The following is an 18,888-nucleotide window of genomic DNA, read 5'->3' as shown; positions in this document are numbered from 1 at the left end:
CAGTCAGGACAGCGCCGGCGGCGTTTCTGCGATGCGCAGACGCAGGATGCGTTCGAAGTGGGTGGGATCGTGCGGCGTGAGCATTTCGGCTGCACGGGGCATGTAGAAGTCGTACAGGCGCGAGAGCCAGAAGCGCAGCGCGGCCGCGCGCAGCATGGGCTGCCAGGCGGTGTGTTCGGCCTCCGAGAACGGGCGCACGGCGCGGTAGGCCGCCAGCATGGCGTCGGTGCGGGCTTGGTCCAGCACGCCCGTGTCCAGGTCCACGCACCAGTCGTTGACGGTCACGGCCAGGTCGAAGAGCCAGGTATCGCAACCGGCGAAGTAGAAATCGAAGATGCCTGAGAGCTGTTCGCCGACGAACATCGCGTTATTGCGGAACAGGTCGGCGTGCACCGGACCGCGCGGCAGGGCGCGGTAGTCGGCGGTGGCGGCGAAGTCCTTCTGGTACTGGACTTCGTCGGCCAGCAGGCGGCCCAGTTCGGCCGGCAGGAAGGGCAGCACGGTGGGCGTGGTTTCCAGCCACCAGGCCAGGCCGCGCAGGTTGGGCTGGAGGATCTTGAAATCCTTGGCCGCCAGATGCATGCGCGCCAGCATATCGCCCAGCGCGGCGCAGTGCACCGGTTGCGGGTCCAGCTGCGACTGGCCTTCCAGCTTGCTGACGATGGCCGCCGGCTTGTCGTTGAGCAGGCTGACGATGGCGCCCTTGTCATTGGCCACCGGCGCGGGCACCGGGATGCCGCGGTCGGCCAGGTGGCGCATCAGTTCCAGGTAGAAGGGCAGTTGTTCGATGTGCAGCTTTTCGAACAGGGTCAGCACGTATTGGCCACGCTCCGTGCCGATGAAGAAGTTGCTGTTCTCGATGCCCGAGGAAATACCCTTGATCGAGGTAGCCGCGCCGAGCGGGAAATGTTTGAGCCAGTCGGAGAGTTGTTCCAGACTGACCGGTGTAAAGACTGCCATGACGAAATCGAAAGTGGGATGCTGAGGGGCTTGCCCGGCCACGGTGGCCGTTGGCAAACCTGATGAACGAGGAGGGCCGGGACGGCGCCAGGCCCGCTCCCGACCCTTTCAGACCTGCCGCGCCGGGCGGCAGGTCTGGGGGGCGCTGGCCCGGTATACCGCTTGGGCGCCGGGCCGGTATGGCTTACTTCTTGGTCGCGCCCTCGGTCTGACCTTCCTGCTGCGGCTTCTTCACGCCCCAGTCGAATTCACCGACCTTCCATTGGGCCGAGGTCGGCGGGCCGCTCTGGGTGTCGCCCGGGGTGGAGCTGCCCACGTTCTGGTTCGGGCGCAGGTAGTAGGTGCTGGGGCCGGACTTGACCTCGATTTCCTTGACCTGGCCGTGGTCACGTTGTTCCTTGATGCTGTTGCCCTGGTTGCGGCTGTCTTCGCCCGGCTTGCGGATGGTCACGGCCGGCGGTTCGCCCTCTTCCAGCTTTTCCAGCTCGGGCGGCGGCGGCGCCGGCTGCGCGGCCACGCCGGCCGGGGCCGGTTGTGCTACTGCCAGCGGTGCGGCCAGACCGGCCGATGCGCACAGCAGCACGGCTGCCAGGGACTCTTTGAACCAGGGGTGGGATGGTTTCATGATGTATGCAGGAAAAAGGGGGTGTTGTTTGCTTCATTGTAGCAAACCATTGTGCTCCGCCCCCCGCGTTTATTCGGGGGAATGGTCAGAGTAACAACATCCCTTCCTATCTGCACCTGCCTGCTGGCCGCTAGTCCAGCAGGGGGATGCGGGTCTGGACCCAGTCAGACAGGGTGGGCGGCATGGCGATGACGCGGGCGAAGTCTTCCTCATCGCCGGCGTCGAAGTAGCTGAGGTGATCGCGCGAGTATTCGAGCAGGGCCGGAAAATCCCGTCCCCATTGCACGCCGAAGTAGCGTACGGCGCGCAGGTCGCCGCTTTCGTCGTAGATGCGCAGCCGCACCCGGTCCAGCCGGTCCGATTCCCGCGGTCCGGCCCCGCACAGCTCGACGCGGAAGCTGAGGCCGCGATACTGGCGCACCCCGCCGTTGAGCTTCTGGGTATAGGTCTCGCAGTCGCGGTATTGCGGCGCCAGGCCGGTGGTGACGAAGATGGCCAGCCCATAGCTCATCGCCAGCATGTAGAGCAGGGTCGCGGTCTGGTAGTTGAGCCTGGGCCCGGCCTTGGCGGGCGCGACGACGCGGTTCATGGAACGATAGAACAGGCCCAGCACGCAGGCCAGTATCGCTCCCAGGATGCAGTAGAGGTCACCCGGCTCCGACGTGGCCTGGTCCATCCACGGCTGCACGCCCAATTGCTGCTCCAGGGACGCAGGCACGACCAGCGGCAGCGTCAGCAGGGCCGCCATGATGCTGCCGAACAGGGCGAGCGTGTAGAGCGTGCTCAGGAAGAGCTGGGTGAGATAGGCTTTGGCGACCGGCATGATGATAAAAGGCGGACAAGGTGAAATGGTTCATCTGGTTGCCTTTCATCATGAAGTTGCGACAGGGGTTTTTAAATCGTACCAAGGTGATGAAAAGTGAACAGTTATCCGCCTTTCGTGACAATGATGCGGTTCACGGGGGAATAAATGAAAAGGCCGGGCGACATTTCTGCCGCCCGGCCTGATCGGAGTGATGAAGGGGAGATATCAGAGATACATCCCGCTCTGCCGCTCCGCCTCCTGCTGGGTCTCGGCCGGCTTGGCCTTCTCGGCATGGAATTTCTGGATCGCCGCCAATACCTCGGCCGGTTCGTCGATCACCTGCAGCAGGTTCACGTCCTTGGGCGAGATCATGCCATCGTCCACCAGGCGGGTCTTGATCCAGTCCACCAGGCCAGCCCAGAACTGGCTGCCCACCAGGATCACCGGCATCATGCGCGACTTGCCGGTCTGCATCAGGGTCAGTGCTTCGGTGAGTTCATCGAGGGTGCCGAAGCCGCCCGGCAGGACCACGTACGCATCGGCATACTTGACGAAGGCCACCTTGCGCGCAAAGAAATGACGGAAGGACAGCGAAATGTCCTGCCAGGCATTGCCGTGCTGTTCGTGCGGCAGTTCGATGTTCAGGCCCACCGAAGGGGATGCGCCTTCGTAGGCCCCCTTGTTGGCCGCCTCCATGATGCCGGGGCCGCCACCGGAGATGACGGCGTAGCCGGCGTCGGAGATCAGGCGGGCGATCTCCACGCACAGTTGATAATGGGGATTGTCGGGCCTGATCCGGGCAGAACCGAAGATGGAAACGGCAGGACGCAGCTCAGAGAGACGTTCGGTCGATTCGATGAATTCTGCCATAATCGTGAGTACATGCCACGACTCGCGCGCCTTCTTGGCCGTCGCGCGTTCGATGTCCCCCACCTCCCGCAGACGCGGGACATTTTTTCCTCTCTGTTCCATATGCAAAAAACCTTGTTGTTAGTTGATGGTTCCAGTTACCTCTATCGTGCCTTCCATGCATTGCCCGATATGCGTAACGCGGAAGGCGCGCCCACCGGTGCGCTGTACGGCATCATCAATATGCTGCGCCGACTGCGCAACGATTATCCCGCAAGTTACGTTGCCTGTGTGTTCGACGCCAAGGGCAAGACTTTCCGTGATGATCTGTACCCCGACTACAAGGCCACCCGCAAGTCCATGCCGGAAGACCTGGCCCTGCAGATCGAGCCCATCCATGCCGCCGTGCGCGCGCTGGGCTGGCCGATCCTGATGGTCGAGGGCATCGAGGCCGATGACGTCATCGGCACGCTCTCGGTACAGGCCACCGCCGTGGGTCTCGACACCATCGTCTCCACCGGCGACAAGGACATGGCCCAACTGGTCAATGAACACGTTACCTTGGTCAACACGATGAGCAATGAAGTTCTCGACATTGCCGGCGTGACTGCAAAATTCGGCGTGCCGCCCGAGCGCATCGTCGATTACCTGAGCCTGATCGGCGATACCGTGGACAACGTGCCCGGCGTCGAGAAGTGCGGTCCCAAGACCGCCGTGAAATGGCTCAGCGCCTATGGCACGCTCGATGGCGTCATGGCCAATGCCGACAAGATCAGCGGCGTGGTCGGCGAGAACCTGCGCCGTGCGCTCGACTGGCTGCCGCAAGGCCGCGTGCTGGTGACCGTCAAGACCGATTGCGACCTGTCCGCGCACATGAAGTCCATCCTCGAATCGCTGACCATGCAACCGGTGGACAAGGATGCGCTCAAGGAACTCTTCACCCGCTACAACTTCCGCACCTGGCTGCGCGAGCTCAGCGATGGCGCCGAGACGGGCGCAGCGAAGGCTCCCATGGTGGGAGCATCGGCAGCGGCCGCGCTGGAAGCGCCGGCGCAAGGCGGCCTGTTCGCGGCCGCGCCCAAGGTCGAGTACGAGACCGTGCTCACCGATGCGCAACTGGACCAGTGGATCGCCACCATCAACGCCGCGGAACTCACCGCCGTCGATACCGAAACCACCTCGCTGGAAGCGATGCAGGCCGAGCTGGTCGGCATCTCCCTGTGCTGCGAGCCGGGCCGTGCTGCCTATATCCCGGTGGCGCACAACTACCAGGATGCGCCTGCACAATTGTCGCGCGAGCATGTGCTGGAGAAACTCAAGCCCTGGCTGGAAGACGCCAGCAAGCCCAAGCTCGGCCAGCACCTGAAGTACGACAGCCACATCTTCGCCAACTATGGCGTCCACCTTGGCGGCGTGAAGCACGATACGCTGCTGGAATCCTACGTCTTCGAGTCGCATCGTCCGCATGACATGGACAGCCTGGCCGCGCGCCACCTGGAGCGCAAGACCATCACCTATGCCGAGGTCTGCGGCAAGGGCGCCTCCCAGATCGGTTTCAACGAAGTGGCCATCGAGCGCGCTACTGAATACGCCGCCGAAGATGCCGAGGTCACGCTGGCCCTGCACCAGGCCATGTGGCCGCAGATCGAACACGACGACAAGCTGCGCTTCATCTACGAGAAGATCGAAGTCCCCACCTCGGTGGTGCTGCAGAAGATCGAGCGCAACGGCGTGCTGATCGACAGCGAGCGCCTGGGCCAGCAATCGCATGACCTGGGCAAACGCATGCTGGAGATCGAACAGCAGGCCTACGACCTGGCCGGTCAGCCCTTCAACCTGAATTCGCCCAAGCAGCTGGGCGAGATCCTGTTCGGCAAGCTGGAACTGCCGGTGGTCAAGAAGACCGCTTCCGGCGCGCCGTCCACCGATGAAGAAGTGCTGCAGAAGCTGGCCGAGGATTATCCGCTGCCCAAGGTGTTGCTGGACTATCGGGGCCTGGCCAAGCTCAAGTCCACCTATACCGACAAGCTGCCCAAGATGGTCAACCCGACCACCGGTCGCGTGCATACCAACTATGCGCAGGCCGTGGCAGTGACGGGGCGCTTGTCCTCCAATGATCCCAACCTGCAGAACATCCCCATCCGCACCGCCGAAGGCCGTCGCATCCGCGAAGCCTTCGTCGCGCCCGAAGGCAGCGTGATCGTCTCGGCCGACTATTCGCAAATCGAGCTGCGCATCATGGCGCACATCTCGGAAGACGAGAACATGTTGAAGGCCTTTGCCAACAACGAAGACATCCACCGCGCCACCGCCGCCGAGATCTTCGGCATCGCGCCCGAGCAGGTCGAGTCCGAGCAGCGCCGCTACGCCAAGGTCATCAACTTCGGGCTGATCTATGGCATGAGCGCCTTCGGCCTGGCGAGCAACCTGGGCATCGAGCGTGCGGCTGCGCAGATGTATATCGACAAGTACTTCATGCGCTTCTCGGGCGTGAAGCGCTACATGGATGAGACACGCCTGCAGGCCAAGGCGCGCGGCTATGTGGAAACCGTCTTCGGTCGCCGCCTGTGGCTGCCCGAGATCAATTCGCCCAACGGTCCGCGCCGCCAGGGCGCCGAGCGGGCGGCGATCAATGCGCCCATGCAAGGCACTGCCGCCGACCTGATCAAGATGGCCATGATTGCCGTGCAGGACTGGCTGGAAGCGAACAGCATGCAGACCCGCATGATCATGCAGGTGCATGACGAACTGGTGCTGGAAGTGCCGCAGCAAGAGCTGGAGGTGGTGCGTGAAAAGCTGCCTGCATTGATGAAAAATGTTGCGGAGCTGAAAGTTCCCTTGCTTGCCGAGGTGGGAATCGGTAAGAATTGGGACGAAGCACACTAATTGGTCATTCGGGCAAAACAGGGGCGCGGTTCGCATGCGTCCTTGTCATGCGAACGTGATGCCCGCCCCGCCTGGGATGCGGGGCAGGTGGCCATGCTGGACAAGCAGGCGTTGGCGATTCAACAAGCTGTCGAAATAACAAGTCAGCGCGAGAACAATAACAAATTGGCATCGGCACCTGGTGCTTAAAAGTTAAAACTTAGAACTTAGAACTTAGAACTTAGAACTTAGAACTTAGAACTTAGAACTTAGAACGTAGAAAAAAAGACAGGCTGCCGTCGCAACCGCAGTAGTCAAAGACGGGACGACGCGCCGAGTGGGACCGGACCTGGTCCGGTGCAACAGAGGCTGTGGCAGGGAGACGATCAGGGGACAGCAGATAGGCAGCGTGCCAGCAGGGCATGGACGTATGACGCGCGCAGCTCTCCGGTTTTTCCGTCCGGCCTCCGACGACTACACGGAGGAGACGTCATGAAGTCAGGAATGAAGATGGGCACGCGCCTGGGACTCGGGTTTGCGTGGGTGGTGCTGTTGCTGGTGCTGGTGACCGGCTTTGGCATCTTCAACATGCACCAGGTGCAGGGCCGCTTTACCCATGTGGTCGAGGTCAAGAATCCCGAGAGCGCGCTAGTCAAGGAAATGCTGGAGACGGTGGGCGAGCGTTCCATCTCGCTGCGCAACCTGATGCTGCCGGCCGCGCCCGAGGACGTGGATATCGAAGCGCAGTACATCGAAGCGCAATCCCTGAAATACAAGATGGCGGCCCAGAAGCTGCAACAGCTCTTTGCCGAATCGAGCGACACCAGCGATGAAGAAAAGGCGGCCTTGCCCAAGATCGCCGCCCAGGCCAGCAAGGCCGAGAAGCTGATCAACGAAGCCGTGGAGTTCGGCAAGCGGCGCGAGGCCTATGAGCTGGCGCAATTCCTCAAGGAACAGTACCTGCCGGTGCAGAAATCCTGGCAGGTCGAGCTCAAGGCCCTGGCTGCGCTGGAAGACCAGCTCAACAAGGATGCCGCCGAGGCCAGCGCCGTGGCCTATTCGCGCGCACGCATGCTGATGCTGCTCATCAGCGCCATCGGCGTGGTCACCGCCGTCCTGGCCGCTTTCTGGCTGACCCGTCACCTGCTGCGCAAGCTCGGCGGCGAGCCTGACTATGCGGTGCAGATCGCTGGCCAGATCGCCGAGGGCGACCTGGCTGTGGTCATCGATACCCGCGCCGGCGACCACGACAGCCTCATGGCCGCCATGCGCGTCATGCGCGACAAGCTCGCGGCCATCGTGGCTGAGGTGCGCAAGGGTTCCGAAACCATCACCACGGCGTCCTCGGAAATCGCCCGCGGCAACCTGGACCTATCGGCCCGCACCGAACAGCAGGCCGGTGCGCTGGAAGAGACCGCCTCCTCCATGGAGCAGTTGAATTCCACCGTCAAGCAGAACGCCGAAAACGCCCACCAGGCCAATGACCTGGCGCTGGCCGCCTCGGATGTGGCGGTGCAGGGCGGCAGCATCGTCTCGCAGGTGGTGGAGACCATGCAGTCCATCAATGCCTCGTCGCAGAAGGTGGCCGACATCGTCAGCGTGATCGATGGCATTGCCTTCCAGACCAACATCCTGGCGCTGAACGCCGCGGTGGAAGCCGCCCGCGCCGGCGAGCAGGGACGCGGCTTCGCGGTGGTGGCCTCCGAAGTACGTTCGCTGGCCCAGCGCTCGGCCTCGGCGGCCAAGGAAATCAAGGTGCTCATCGGTGATTCGGTGGGCAAGGTCGAGAATGGCAGCAAGCTGGTCGAGCAGGCCGGCAGCACCATGCACGACATCGTCACCAGCATCCGCCGCGTGACCGATGTGATGACCGAGATCAACCATGCCAACCGCGAGCAGAGCAGCGGCATCGAACAGGTCAATGAGGCCATCATCCAGATCGATGACATGACCCAGCAGAATGCCGCGCTGGTCGAGCAGGCCGCAGCGGCGGCGCGCTCGCTGCAGGAGCAGGCGGCCGGGCTGCAGCAGCTGGTGAGCGTGTTCCGCCTGGATGCGGCGCAGGCGCATGGGCATGCCGCCGCGCCGGCCCATGCCCCGGCGGCGGTCGAGCGCGTCATCGATGTGACACCCGGTGCACCGGAGCTGCCGGCCGGCGGTAACGTGCTGGCGGTGCAGGGCTGAATCGCAGGGCGGCGTCAGCGCGCTGCTGCTCCGACGCGCTGGCGCAATTGCGGTTAGACTCCGGCATGAGATCGGTCGGAGCGCGTCCGGATGACGCAAGAAGCGGCCCAAGCGTTCTGCCAAGGCCGCTTTTTCATGGGCCGGCCCGATCCGTTCTGTCTTTGTCCTTCCACCACAATGAGGCCAAGCGCCCCCCAAGATGGAGAACCCGATGAACGACCTTCGCAATGATTTCAACAGCCTGCTGGGCCAGAGCTCCCTGTCCGGCAACGCTGACCGCCGCACCTTCCTCAAGACCGCCCTGGGCACCGGCTTTGCGGCCGCCGTGCTGCCGGTGTGCGCCCAGTCCATGATCAAGACCGATACCCAGGGCCTGACCGCAGGCGAGGTGTCCATCGAGGTCAACGGCCAGCGCGTGCCGGCCTATCGCGCCCAGCCGGAGGGCAAGACCGGCTTGCCAGTCATCATCGTGGTCTCCGAGATCTTCGGCGTGCATGAGCACATCGCCGACATCGCGCGCCGCTTCGCCAAGCTGGGTTATCTGGCCATTGCGCCGGACTTCTTCGTGCGCCAAGGCAATCCCATGGCCTATACCTCCATTGCCGAGCTGCAGAAGGACATCATTTCCAAGGTGCCCGACGCCCAGGTGATGGGCGATATCGACGCCTACGTGAAATGGGCCGGCGAAAACGGCGGCGATACCCGGCGACTGGGGATCAATGGCTTCTGCTGGGGTGGCCGCATCGTCTGGCTCTACAGCGCCCACAATCCCAAGGTCAAGGCCGGTGCGGCCTGGTATGGCCGCCTGGTGGGCGAGAAGAGCGAGCTGTTCCCGCAGCAGCCCATCGATATCGCGCCTACGCTGAAGACGCCGGTCATCGGTCTGTACGGCGGCAAGGACCAGGGCATCCCGGTCTCGACCGTGGAGCAGATGAAGGAAGCGCTGCAGAAGGCGGGCAACAAATCGGAATTCCATGTGTACATGAATTCCGGTCATGCCTTCAACGCCGACTACCGTCCCAGCTATGTGGAGGCCGATGCCAAGGATGCGTGGAGCAAGGTGGTGGCCTTCTTCAAGCAGCACGGTGTGGCCTGATGCCGATGCGATAAGCAGCACGAGCTTCGTGTTGGTGCGCTTCTGATGCAGATCAAGGCAGGGCGCACCAAGATGTGCGGCCTGCATGCGAAGGGACGGAGTCTTCCGTCCCTTTTTCATTGATGTCCAGAAAGAACACATGGGTTTACGGCGCATCGCGCCTTGGCACGCCGTTTGCTAAACAAGCCCGTGAGTAGAAGCGGCTAGCAGTCGGTAACCAAGACACTTACCTTCTTGCGGGGCATTGCTCGTGACGCCATCGGAGCCTTCCGATGGCCCCTCTCTTTTGACAGGACACGAGACCATGCACATTGCCCGAGCGCCCTCTCTATCTGCGTTACCGTTTTTCGCAACATCGCCCACGATTGATTCCATTTTCGGCAATGATGACCGGGGTGCGCGATGAACGCCGTCACTGATCGTTTCAATGGCGGCGCCGCTACCACGCTGCGCTTGCGGGTGAGGGCAGTGCGCCGCGCGGCCGAAGGGATCCTTCTCTTTGAACTGGCGCCGCAGGACGGCGCTGCGCTGCCACCCTGGACCCCGGGCGCGCACCTGCGCCTGCATCTGCACGACGGCCTGGTGCGCGCCTATTCCCTCTGCAATACGCCGCAACAGCGTGATTGCTATCTGATTGCGGTCAAGCGCGAGCCCGATTCACGCGGCGGTTCCGTCTTCCTGCATGAGCAGGTGCAGGAGGGGATGACCATCAGCGCATCGCCTCCCGTCAATGCCTTTCCCCTCATCGCCGATGCGCGCGCCCCGCTGTTGCTGGCCGCCGGCATCGGCATCACGCCGCTGCATGCGATGGCCGCCGAGCTGGCCATGCAAGGTACGCGACATCGTCTGCATTACTTTGCACGCAGCCTGGCGCATGCCGCCTTCTTCCATGAGCTGGCCGCGGGTTCGCAAGGCATGTCGCTGCACCTGGGGCTGGATGGCGCCGAGACCGAGCACGCCATCGCGGCCGCCCTGGCGGCGGCGCCGCGTTCTTCACCGCTCTACGTGTGCGGACCTTCGCCCTTCATCGACGCCGCACGTCGCCATGCGCAACTGGCGGGCTGGCGCGAGCAGGACATCCACTTCGAACGGTTTGCCGCACCGGCCATGCCGACGGCGGACGCAGATCCGGCCCGCCCGGCGCAGGCGCCAGACAGCACTTTCGAGCTGGTGCTGCAGCGTTCCGGCCTGCGCTGCCAGGTGCTGCCCGGCCAGAGCATCGTGGCCGCGGCAGCGCAAGTGGGTGTGGTGATCGGCACCTCCTGTGGCGAAGGTTTCTGCGGCAGTTGCGAGAGCACCGTACTGGAAGGCCAGCCTTGGCATCGCGACAGTGTGCTCTCGGCCGCCGAGCGCGCCAGCGGGCGGCGCATCCTGCCGTGCGTGTCGCGCTGTGCGGGTACGCGGCTGGTGCTGGATCTGTGAGGTCTGTCACACCGTCGTCGAGATTTGTCAGTGCAAGTTCAACCCACCTGGAGAGGAAGGCTATGAAGAAGCAATCGATGCAAAAGCGTACGTTCCTGCGGCGTGCAGCGGTGTTGTGGCTGGGCGCGGCCGCGCTGTCGATCACGGGCCTGGCCCAGGCCCAGGACAAGGTCACGCTGCTGTCGAACTGGTATGCGCAGGCCGAGCACGGCGGCTTCTACCAGGCCGTGGCCAAGGGCATCTACAAGAAATACGGCATCGACGTGACCATCAAGATGGGCGGCCCGCAGGTCAACAACATGCAGATCCTGGTGGCGGGGCAGGCCGACTTCAGCATGGGTTACGACTTCACGGTGATGAAGGGCGTCGAGCAAGGCCTGCCGCTGGTGACGGTGGGCACTTCCTTCCAGTCCGATCTGCAGGGGATGATGACGCATGACGATGTCGCCAGCCTGGGCGGCCTGAAGAACAAGACCATCCTGGTGGCCGGCTCGGGCCAGTCGAGCTGGTGGCCGTGGCTCAAGGCCAAGTATGGCTATACCGATGCGCAGTCCCGGGCCTATACCTTCAACCTGCAACCTTTCTTTGCCGATCCCAACATCGCGCAGCAGGCCTATCCCTCCTCCGAGCTGTTCCAGGCCGACAAGGCCGGCGTGAAGAGCAAGTTCTTCCTCTTTGCCAGCGAGGGCTACCCGCCCTATGGCACCACCATCGTGACGCTGCAGAAGACGGTAGCGACCAAGCCTGACCTGGTGCAGCGCTTCGTCAAGGCGACGGCGGAAGGGTGGAAGAGCTACCTGGAAGATCCAGCGCCGGGCAATGCCCTCATCAAGGCCGACAACAAGAACATGGGTGATGAACAACTGGCCTATGCCCTGGGCAAGCTCAAGGAGCTCAAGGTGGTCACCGGCGGCGATGCGGCCAGGCTGGGTATCGGTGTCATGACCGACGAGCGATGGAAGCAGACCTACGAGGTCATGGTGGCCACCGGCCTGCTCAAGGCGGGGACCGATTATCACAAGGCCTACACCACCCAGTTCGTCAAGGACATGAAGGTCATGCCCTGACTTTCCTGACGGGATTCACTCTCGGTGAATGCACGGGAGCAGCGTTTCTTTCCGGCGAAGGCGACCATGTTGGCACGCCGGCCGGACTACTGCGGACCATGGTGTTCGCAGTCCAAGCAGAAGGAGCAGCATCATGCTGGTAACCCAACAAAAAGTCTTGCGCAGGTTCTGGTACGCGCTCATGCCGGTCTCTCAGTTGAAGGAGGGGCCGCAGCCCTTCACGCTGTTGGGCGAGAAGCTGGTGGTGTGGTTGAAGGAAGACGGCTCGCCCGCCGCGCTGCAGGATCGCTGCTGCCATCGTACGGCGAAGCTGTCCAAGGGTTTCGTGGAAAACGGCAACATCGTGTGCGGCTATCACGGCTGGACCTTCAATGGCGAAGGGGCCTGCGTGCGCGTGCCGCAGAGCGCGGATGGCAGCGTGCCGGCGGGGGCCTGTGTGAAATCCTATTTCTGCAAGGAGCGTTACGGTTACGTGTGGGTGGCGCTGGAAGAACCGCTGCGCGATATTCCGGAGTTTCCCGAAGAGGGTGCGCCGGGCTATCGCCGCATCTTCCAGTTCTACGAGCGCTGGGAGACCAGTGCCTTGCGGATGATGGAAAATTCCTTCGACAATTCGCATTTCAGTTACGTACATCGCGCCACCTTCGGCCTGTACGACCAGCCCAAGCCGGAGAAATACGAAATCGCCGAAACCGACTACGGTTTCGAAGCCGAAACCCGCGTACCCATCAAGAACGTGCCGGCCAGCCATCGCGTCACCGGCAGTACCGCCGACACCACGGTGCGCCACATGTTCAACCGCTGGTATCTGCCCTTCGTGCGCCGCTTTGGCTGCACCTATCCGGAGAGCGGACGGCATCACATCATCTACAACTGCGCCACGCCCATCGATGATGGTTCCATCATGCTGTCGCAATGGCTGTATCGCAACGACACCGAAGAACAGTGTTCCGAAGCCGAGCTCATCGCCTGGGATGCGCCCATCCTGGTGGAAGACCGCGAGATCCTCGAAGCCACCGATCCCGATGCCTGCATCGACGTGCGCCGCCGCCAGGAATTCCACATGGCCTCGGACCGGCCGGGCCTGATCATGCGCCGCATGCTGCTGCAGTTGCTGGAAGAGCACGGCGAATCTGAAGTGTTCCGCCTCTACCCCGCTGCATGAACCCCCCAGGAGATTCCATGGACAGAGATGAACACGCGATGTCGCAGGCCGCAGCCTGGGAGCAGCAGAGTGCCGCCGCAGTAGCGGCCCCGGTGCTGTCGGCGCAGCGGGTGGAGAAGACCTATCGCAATGGCACGCACGCGCTTGATGAGGTCAGGCTCGATATCGGACGGGGCGAGTTCGTCTCGCTGCTGGGCCCATCGGGCTGCGGCAAGAGCACCTTGCTGAAGATGTTCGCCGGGCTGGAAGAGCCGTCCCACGGGCATATCCGCTGGTGGGGCGGCAACCTGGCCACGGTCGGCACGCCCGAGCGCACGTTGGCCATGGTATTCCAGGAAGCCACGCTGATGCCCTGGGCCACGGTGGAGCAGAATGTGCGCCTGCCGCTGGACTTGCGCCACGTGCCGCGCGCCCAGGCTGATGCGCGGGTAGCTGCATCCTTGAAGCGGGTGGGGCTGGAAAAATTCCACAAGGTGCTGCCGCGTGAGCTCTCCGGCGGCATGCAGATGCGCGCCTCGATTGCACGCGCACTGGCCACCTCGCCCAATCTGCTGCTGATGGATGAACCCTTCGGCGCCCTTGATGAATTCACCCGCAACAAGCTCGACGCCGACCTGCGCGACATCTGGAGCCGGCAGGACCTGACGGTGGTGTTCGTCACCCACAGCATCTATGAAGCGGTGTTCCTGTCCTCGCGGGTGATCGTGATGGCGGCGCGTCCCGGGCGGGTGATTGCCGATGTGGCCATCGATGCGCCGGGTCCGCGTGATGAGGCCTTTCGCATGTCGGCGCCGTTCATGCAGTACTGCAAGACCCTTTCCGATTACCTGACGCTGGCCAACCAGCAGGGAGACGGCCATGAAGCCCAACACTGATCCGCTGGTCAATCGCCCCGGTTTCTGGCGCGTGGCGGCGCCGTTGATCATCGGCATTGCGCTGCTGCTGATGTGGCAGATCGTCTGTACGCTGCTGGAGGTGCCACCTTACCTGGTGCCCACGCCTGCGCTGATCGTCAAGACCCTGGCGGCCGACTGGAGCATGCTGATGGCGTCGCTGCTGGTGACCTTGAAGATCACCTTCCTGGCCTTCGCGCTGGCGGTGGTCCTGGGTGTGGCGATTGCTTTCGTGTTCGTCCAGAGTCGCTTCATCGAGATCAGCCTGTTCCCCTATGCGATCATCCTGCAGGTCACGCCCATCGTCGCCATCGCCCCGCTGATCATCATCTGGGTCAGGGACACCACCGCTGCGCTCACGGTCTGCGCCACCATCATGGCGCTCTTTCCCATCATCTCCAACACCACGCTGGGACTGCGCAGCGTCAATCCGGGCTTGCTCAACCTGTTCCGGCTGAACAAGGCCTCGCGCTGGCAGACCTTGCGACGCCTGCGCATTCCCAGCGCCTTGCCGTATTTCTTCGGCGGCCTGCGCATCTCCAGCGGGCTGGCGCTGATCGGGGCGGTGGTGGCCGAGTTCGTGGCGGGCACCGGCGGCACCGGGTCGGGACTGGCCTACCAGATCCTGCAGGCGGGTTTCCAGCTCAATATTCCGCGCCTGTTTGCGGCCTTGCTGCTGATCACGCTGACCGGCATCCTGCTGTTCTGGCTGATGAGTGCGCTGTCGCGCGCCATGCTGGCCGGCTGGCATGAGAGCGAGATGGCATGATGATGCTCATCCAGGGAGCCAAATTTTCATGAGTACTTTTCTGATCAGGAACCTGCAGGCCATCATGACCGGCCTGCCCGGCGCCGCCGCGCGCCACGCCGGCCCCGACATCCGGGTGAGCGATGGCGTCATTGCCACCATCGGCCAGCTCGATGCGTTGCCGGGCGAAGACCTCATCGATGCCAGCGATTGCGTGGCCTATCCGGCCTGGGTCAACACCCATCATCACCTGTTCCAGTCGCTGCTCAAGGGCGATCCGTTGGGCATCAACGCCACGCTCACGCCCTGGCTGGCGGCTACGCCCTATCGCTATCGCGCCAGCTTCGACGCCGACCTGTTCCGGCTTGCGGCGCGCATTGGCATGGTGGAACTGATGCGTTCGGGCTGCGGCACCATCGCCGATCACAATTACCTGTACTACCCCGGCATGCCCTTCGATACCTCGGAGATCCTCTTCGAGGAGGCCCAGCAACTGGGCCTGCGCTTCGTCCTGTGCCGAGGCACTGCCACCCGCACGCGGCAGCTGGAAGCGGAATTGCCCAGCGCGCTGCGACCGGAGACGCTCGATGGCTTCCTCGCAGACATGCAAGGTCTGGCCGGGCGCTTCCATGATCCCGCGCCGGCGTCGATGCGGCGCGTGGTGATGGCGCCGACCACGCCACTCTATTCGGCCGCTCCCGACGAGTTGCGCGAGATAGCGGTGGCCGCGCGGGCCATGGGCTTGCGGCTGCACAGTCATCTCTCGGAAACGGTCGGCTATCAGGACAGTGCGCACGCCATGCACGGCTGCCGTCCGGTGGAATTCTGCGAGCGCGTGGGCTGGCTGGGGCCGGACGTGTGGTTTGCCCACCTGGTCAAGCTCGATGCCGAGGAAATCCAGTTGCTGGGCGGCACAGGGACAGGTATTGCCCATTGTCCGCAAAGCAACGGCCGGCTGGGCAGCGGCATCGCCCCGATCCGGGCGCTGGAGGCGGCCGGCGTGCCGGTCTCCATCGGCGTGGATGGCGCGGCCTCCAACGAGGCGGCCGACATGATCTCCGAGACCCATGCGGCCTGGCTGATGCAACGCGCCCGGCGCGGCCAGGAGGCGACGCCGTCTTTCCGCGGCGGTCACTTCGAAGGAGGCGCCGACGCCGCGACGGTGGAAGACGTGGTGCGCTGGGGGACCACCGGCGGCGCGCGCGTGCTGGGCCTGGGTGCGCTGGATGGCTTGCAGGTCGGTCAGCAGGCCGATATTGCCCTGTACCGCCTCGACGATCCGCGCTACTTCGGCCTGCATGACCCGGCCATCGGCCCGGTGGCCTCGGGCGGGCGGCCTTTCCTGAAGGCAATGTGGGTCGGCGGGCGCGCCGTGGTGCGCGAGGACGCCATCCCCGGCGTGGACCTGGCCGAGCTGGGCGCGCAGGCGCGGCAGGCAGTCAAAAAAATGCTGAGAAGCAACTGAAGACATGCAAAGCAGGCCTGGCGGGGCCTGCTTTGCCGGCGCTTCCCCATGAGCCACATGGGATCCCGGCCAAAACTGCTAAAATGCCGGGATGACCAAGAGACGCAATTCTCCCTTCAGTTTCTCAGCCGAGGATTTCGACGAATCCATGGATTCCTTTGGCGCTTTCGACCCTTTCCATTCTGACTCCACCTCCCGCCAGGCTGCTGCGACCGATGCCGGCAAGCGCGCCGAAGGCGACGATGCCGCGGCAGACGAGGACCGCCCCCCGCTGGAGCTGGACCTGACCAATCATTTCCTGATCGCCATGCCGTCCATGCTGGACCCGATCTTCGGCGGCACCGTGGTCTACCTGTGCGAACACAACCATAACGGCGCGCTCGGCGTGGTCATCAACAAGCCCACCGACATGACCATGGATGTGCTGTTCGACCGCATCAACCTCAAGCTCGAGATCAAGCCCGATACCCCTGACGCCATGCCGGAACTGTATCGCCGCCCGGTCATGTTCGGCGGTCCGGTGCAGGTGGAGCGCGGCTTCGTGCTGCATTCGACCTCGGAAAAGTATTCCTCGACCCTGCAGGTCACCGATGAGGTTGCCCTGACCACCTCCAAGGATGTGCTCGAAGCGGTGGCCCACGGCAATGGCCCGGATCGCGTGCTGGTCACGCTGGGCTGCTCGGGCTGGAGCCCGGGGCAGCTGGAAGGCGAGATCGGCCGCAATGGCTGGCTCACCGTCAAGGCCGACCCCTCCATCATCTTCGAGCTGCCGGTGGAGGAGCGCTTCACGGCGGCCCTGGCCTTGCTGGGCATCGACCCGGTGATGCTCTCCGGCGACGCCGGACGGGCCTGAGAGGGCAGGGACGCTTGGATACCATCCTGGCCTTCGACTTCGGCTTGAAGCGCATCGGCGTGGCCGTGGGCAACACTGGCCTGAAGCAGGCGCAGCCGCTGGCCGTGATCAGCGAAGCGACCAACGACGGCAAGTTCGCCGCCATCGCGCGCCTGATCGAAGAGTGGCAACCGGCACGCTGCGTGGTCGGCCTGCCCTTGCATCCGGACGGCGCCGAGCACGAGATGAGCGTGCGCTGCCGCCGCTTTGCCAACCAGTTGCATGGCCGCTACGGCGTCGAGGTCGTGCTGGTGGATGAACGCTACAGTTCGGCGGTCATCCAGCACCAGCGCGGTGAACAGATCGATGACCAGGCTGCCGCCATCATTTTGCAGCAATACTTTGACGACGCACATTCATGAGCACAACACCTTCCCAGCTTGATGCAGAAGCGCTGTACCAGACCCTGGTGCAGCAGATCAAGGCCGGCCTGCAGGGCGCAACCGAGCTTGCGCTGGTGGGCATCCACTCGGGCGGCGCCTGGCTGGCCGAACGCCTAGCCGCTGAACTGGACCTGGGCGAGCGCCTGGGTTTCGTCGATGTTTCCTTCTACCGCGATGACTTTTCCGAGAAGGGTCTGCGCGCCGATGTGAAGCCCAGCCAGATTCCCTTCGATGTCGAGGGCGCCACCATCCTGCTGGTCGACGACGTGCTCTACACCGGCCGCACCACGCGCGCGGCCATCAACGAACTGTTCGACTATGGCCGCCCGGCGCGCGTGCTGCTGGCGGCGCTGGTGGATCGCGGCGGCCGCGAGCTGCCCATCGCCGCCGATTTCGTGGCGGCCTCGGTCGAACTCAGCAAACAAGAAAACCTGCAACTGCAACGCGCCGATGACGGCCGCTTCTCCCTTACGGTGGTCCATGCTTAATCCCCAACTCAACAAAAACGGCGAACTGCAACACCTGCTGACCATCGAGGGCCTGCCGCGCGCTATCCTCACGCACATCCTCGATACCGCTTCCTCCTTCGTCAGCATCGGCGACCGCGAAGTCAAGAAGGTGCCGCTGATGCGCGGCAAGAGCGTCTTCAACCTGTTCTTCGAGAACTCCACGCGCACCCGCACCACCTTCGAGATCGCCTCCAAGCGCCTCTCGGCGGACGTGATCAACCTCAACATCCAGGCTTCCAGCACCAGCAAGGGCGAGTCGCTTCTGGACACCATCGACAACCTGGCGGCCATGCATGCCGACATGTTCGTGGTGCGCCACGCGCAATCGGGCGCGCCCTTCCTGATCGCCAAGCACCTGATCGATACGAAGCAGTCGCATGTCCACGTGGTCAACGCCGGTGACGGCCGCCACGCGCACCCGACCCAGGGTCTCTTGGACATGTACACCATCCGCCACTACAAGAAGGACTTCACCAACCTGCGCGTGGCCATCGTGGGGGACATCCTGCACAGCCGCGTGGCGCGCTCGGATATCCATGCGCTGACCACCCTGGGCGTGCCGGAAGTGCGCGCCATCGGCCCGCGCACCTTGCTGCCCAGCGGCCTGGAGCAGATGGGCGTGCGCGTCTTCCACAACATGGAAGAGGGCTTGAAGGATGTGGACGTCATCATCATGCTGCGTCTGCAGAACGAGCGCATGAGCGGCGCCCTGCTGCCCTCGGCGCAGGAGTTCTTCAAGAGCTATGGCCTGACTCCGGAACGCCTGGCCCTGGCCAAGCCGGACGCCATCGTGATGCACCCCGGCCCGATGAACCGCGGCGTGGAAATCGATTCCGCCGTGGCCGATGGCGCCCAGGCGGTGATCCTGCCGCAGGTGACCTTCGGTATTGCGGTGCGCATGGCGGTCATGAGCATCGTGGCCGGTAATTGAATTCCAGGCTGACGACGACTATCACCGCG

At 63.6% G+C, this 18,888-nt stretch carries 18 protein-coding genes; 14 read left to right on the top strand and 4 right to left on the bottom strand.

What is annotated here, in order from left to right; genetic code table 11:
- Nucleotides 1-3 precede the first annotated feature (3 nt).
- The 3 genes from BGK68_RS03215 to BGK68_RS03205 form a co-directional block, all read right to left on the bottom strand.
- Nucleotides 4-960, bottom strand: coding sequence for a homoserine kinase (locus BGK68_RS03215; RefSeq protein WP_075255902.1), 957 nt, complete (start codon nt 958-960; stop codon nt 4-6).
- Between the two features lie 184 nt (nt 961-1,144).
- Nucleotides 1,145-1,585, bottom strand: a complete 441-nt coding sequence (locus tag BGK68_RS03210; RefSeq protein WP_075255901.1) for a hypothetical protein — start codon at nt 1,583-1,585, stop codon at nt 1,145-1,147.
- Nucleotides 1,586-1,715: 130 nt separating this feature from the next.
- Nucleotides 1,716-2,408 (bottom strand): hypothetical protein, encoded by a 693-nt coding sequence (locus tag BGK68_RS03205; protein ID WP_075255900.1) that lies wholly within the window; start codon nt 2,406-2,408, stop codon nt 1,716-1,718.
- A gap of 20 nt (nt 2,409-2,428) precedes the next feature.
- Here BGK68_RS03205 and BGK68_RS27780 point away from each other — a divergent pair, with 20 nt between their 5' ends.
- A complete protein-coding gene (locus BGK68_RS27780) occupies nt 2,429-2,593 on the top strand; it encodes a hypothetical protein (protein ID WP_158035412.1) in 165 nt (54 codons plus the stop codon).
- A gap of 22 nt (nt 2,594-2,615) precedes the next feature.
- Here the strand turns inward: BGK68_RS27780 and BGK68_RS03200 are convergent, their stop codons facing one another.
- Nucleotides 2,616-3,362, bottom strand: a complete 747-nt coding sequence (locus tag BGK68_RS03200) for an LOG family protein (protein ID WP_013232497.1) — start codon at nt 3,360-3,362, stop codon at nt 2,616-2,618.
- Here BGK68_RS03200 and polA point away from each other — a divergent pair, their 5' ends adjacent.
- The 13 genes from polA to BGK68_RS03135 all read left to right on the top strand — a co-directional run bounded on the left by polA (nt 3,363) and on the right by BGK68_RS03135 (nt 18,859).
- Nucleotides 3,363-6,125, top strand: a complete 2,763-nt coding sequence (gene polA / locus BGK68_RS03195) for a DNA polymerase I (RefSeq protein ID WP_075255899.1) — start codon at nt 3,363-3,365, stop codon at nt 6,123-6,125. It abuts the gene before it with no gap.
- Nucleotides 6,126-6,596: 471 nt separating this feature from the next.
- On the top strand, nt 6,597-8,288 hold the full coding sequence (locus BGK68_RS03190) for a methyl-accepting chemotaxis protein (protein ID WP_075255898.1): 1,692 nt from the start codon (nt 6,597-6,599) through the stop codon (nt 8,286-8,288).
- 211 nt (nt 8,289-8,499) lie between these two features.
- Nucleotides 8,500-9,384 (top strand): dienelactone hydrolase family protein, encoded by an 885-nt coding sequence (locus BGK68_RS03185; RefSeq protein WP_075255897.1) that lies wholly within the window; start codon nt 8,500-8,502, stop codon nt 9,382-9,384.
- Between the two features lie 402 nt (nt 9,385-9,786).
- A complete protein-coding gene (locus BGK68_RS03180) occupies nt 9,787-10,806 on the top strand; it encodes a PDR/VanB family oxidoreductase (RefSeq protein ID WP_075255896.1) in 1,020 nt (339 codons plus the stop codon).
- Between the two features lie 77 nt (nt 10,807-10,883).
- Complete coding sequence (locus BGK68_RS03175) at nt 10,884-11,873, top strand: ABC transporter substrate-binding protein (protein WP_233149228.1); 990 nt, start codon at nt 10,884-10,886, stop codon at nt 11,871-11,873.
- Nucleotides 11,874-12,006: 133 nt separating this feature from the next.
- Entirely contained in the window at nt 12,007-13,038 is a 1,032-nt protein-coding gene (locus BGK68_RS03170) for an aromatic ring-hydroxylating dioxygenase subunit alpha (RefSeq protein ID WP_075255894.1), read from the top strand.
- A gap of 17 nt (nt 13,039-13,055) precedes the next feature.
- A complete protein-coding gene (locus BGK68_RS03165; RefSeq protein ID WP_075255893.1) occupies nt 13,056-13,913 on the top strand; it encodes an ABC transporter ATP-binding protein in 858 nt (285 codons plus the stop codon).
- Nucleotides 13,897-14,700, top strand: coding sequence for an ABC transporter permease (locus BGK68_RS03160; protein WP_075255892.1), 804 nt, complete (start codon nt 13,897-13,899; stop codon nt 14,698-14,700). Before BGK68_RS03165 ends, BGK68_RS03160 begins: the two co-directional genes overlap by 17 nt.
- A 28-nt stretch (nt 14,701-14,728) precedes the next feature.
- Entirely contained in the window at nt 14,729-16,144 is a 1,416-nt protein-coding gene (locus tag BGK68_RS03155; protein ID WP_075255891.1) for an amidohydrolase family protein, read from the top strand.
- Nucleotides 16,145-16,235: 91 nt separating this feature from the next.
- Nucleotides 16,236-16,997, top strand: a complete 762-nt coding sequence (locus BGK68_RS03150; RefSeq protein ID WP_198937157.1) for a YqgE/AlgH family protein — start codon at nt 16,236-16,238, stop codon at nt 16,995-16,997.
- A 14-nt stretch (nt 16,998-17,011) separates the two neighbouring features.
- A complete protein-coding gene (gene ruvX, locus BGK68_RS03145; protein ID WP_075255890.1) occupies nt 17,012-17,398 on the top strand; it encodes a Holliday junction resolvase RuvX in 387 nt (128 codons plus the stop codon).
- Nucleotides 17,395-17,907, top strand: a complete 513-nt coding sequence (gene pyrR, locus BGK68_RS03140; RefSeq protein ID WP_075255889.1) for a bifunctional pyr operon transcriptional regulator/uracil phosphoribosyltransferase PyrR — start codon at nt 17,395-17,397, stop codon at nt 17,905-17,907. Before ruvX ends, pyrR begins: the two co-directional genes overlap by 4 nt.
- Complete coding sequence (locus BGK68_RS03135; protein WP_017454302.1) at nt 17,900-18,859, top strand: aspartate carbamoyltransferase catalytic subunit; 960 nt, start codon at nt 17,900-17,902, stop codon at nt 18,857-18,859. Before pyrR ends, BGK68_RS03135 begins: the two co-directional genes overlap by 8 nt.
- Nucleotides 18,860-18,888 lie beyond the last annotated feature (29 nt).

Origin of the sequence: Herbaspirillum camelliae (genome assembly GCF_001929405.1) — a bacterium.
Lineage (GTDB): Bacteria > Pseudomonadota > Gammaproteobacteria > Burkholderiales > Burkholderiaceae_D > Herbaspirillum > Herbaspirillum seropedicae.
Note: the sequence above shows the minus strand (reverse complement) of the source record. Positions and strands in the feature narration are given on the sequence as shown.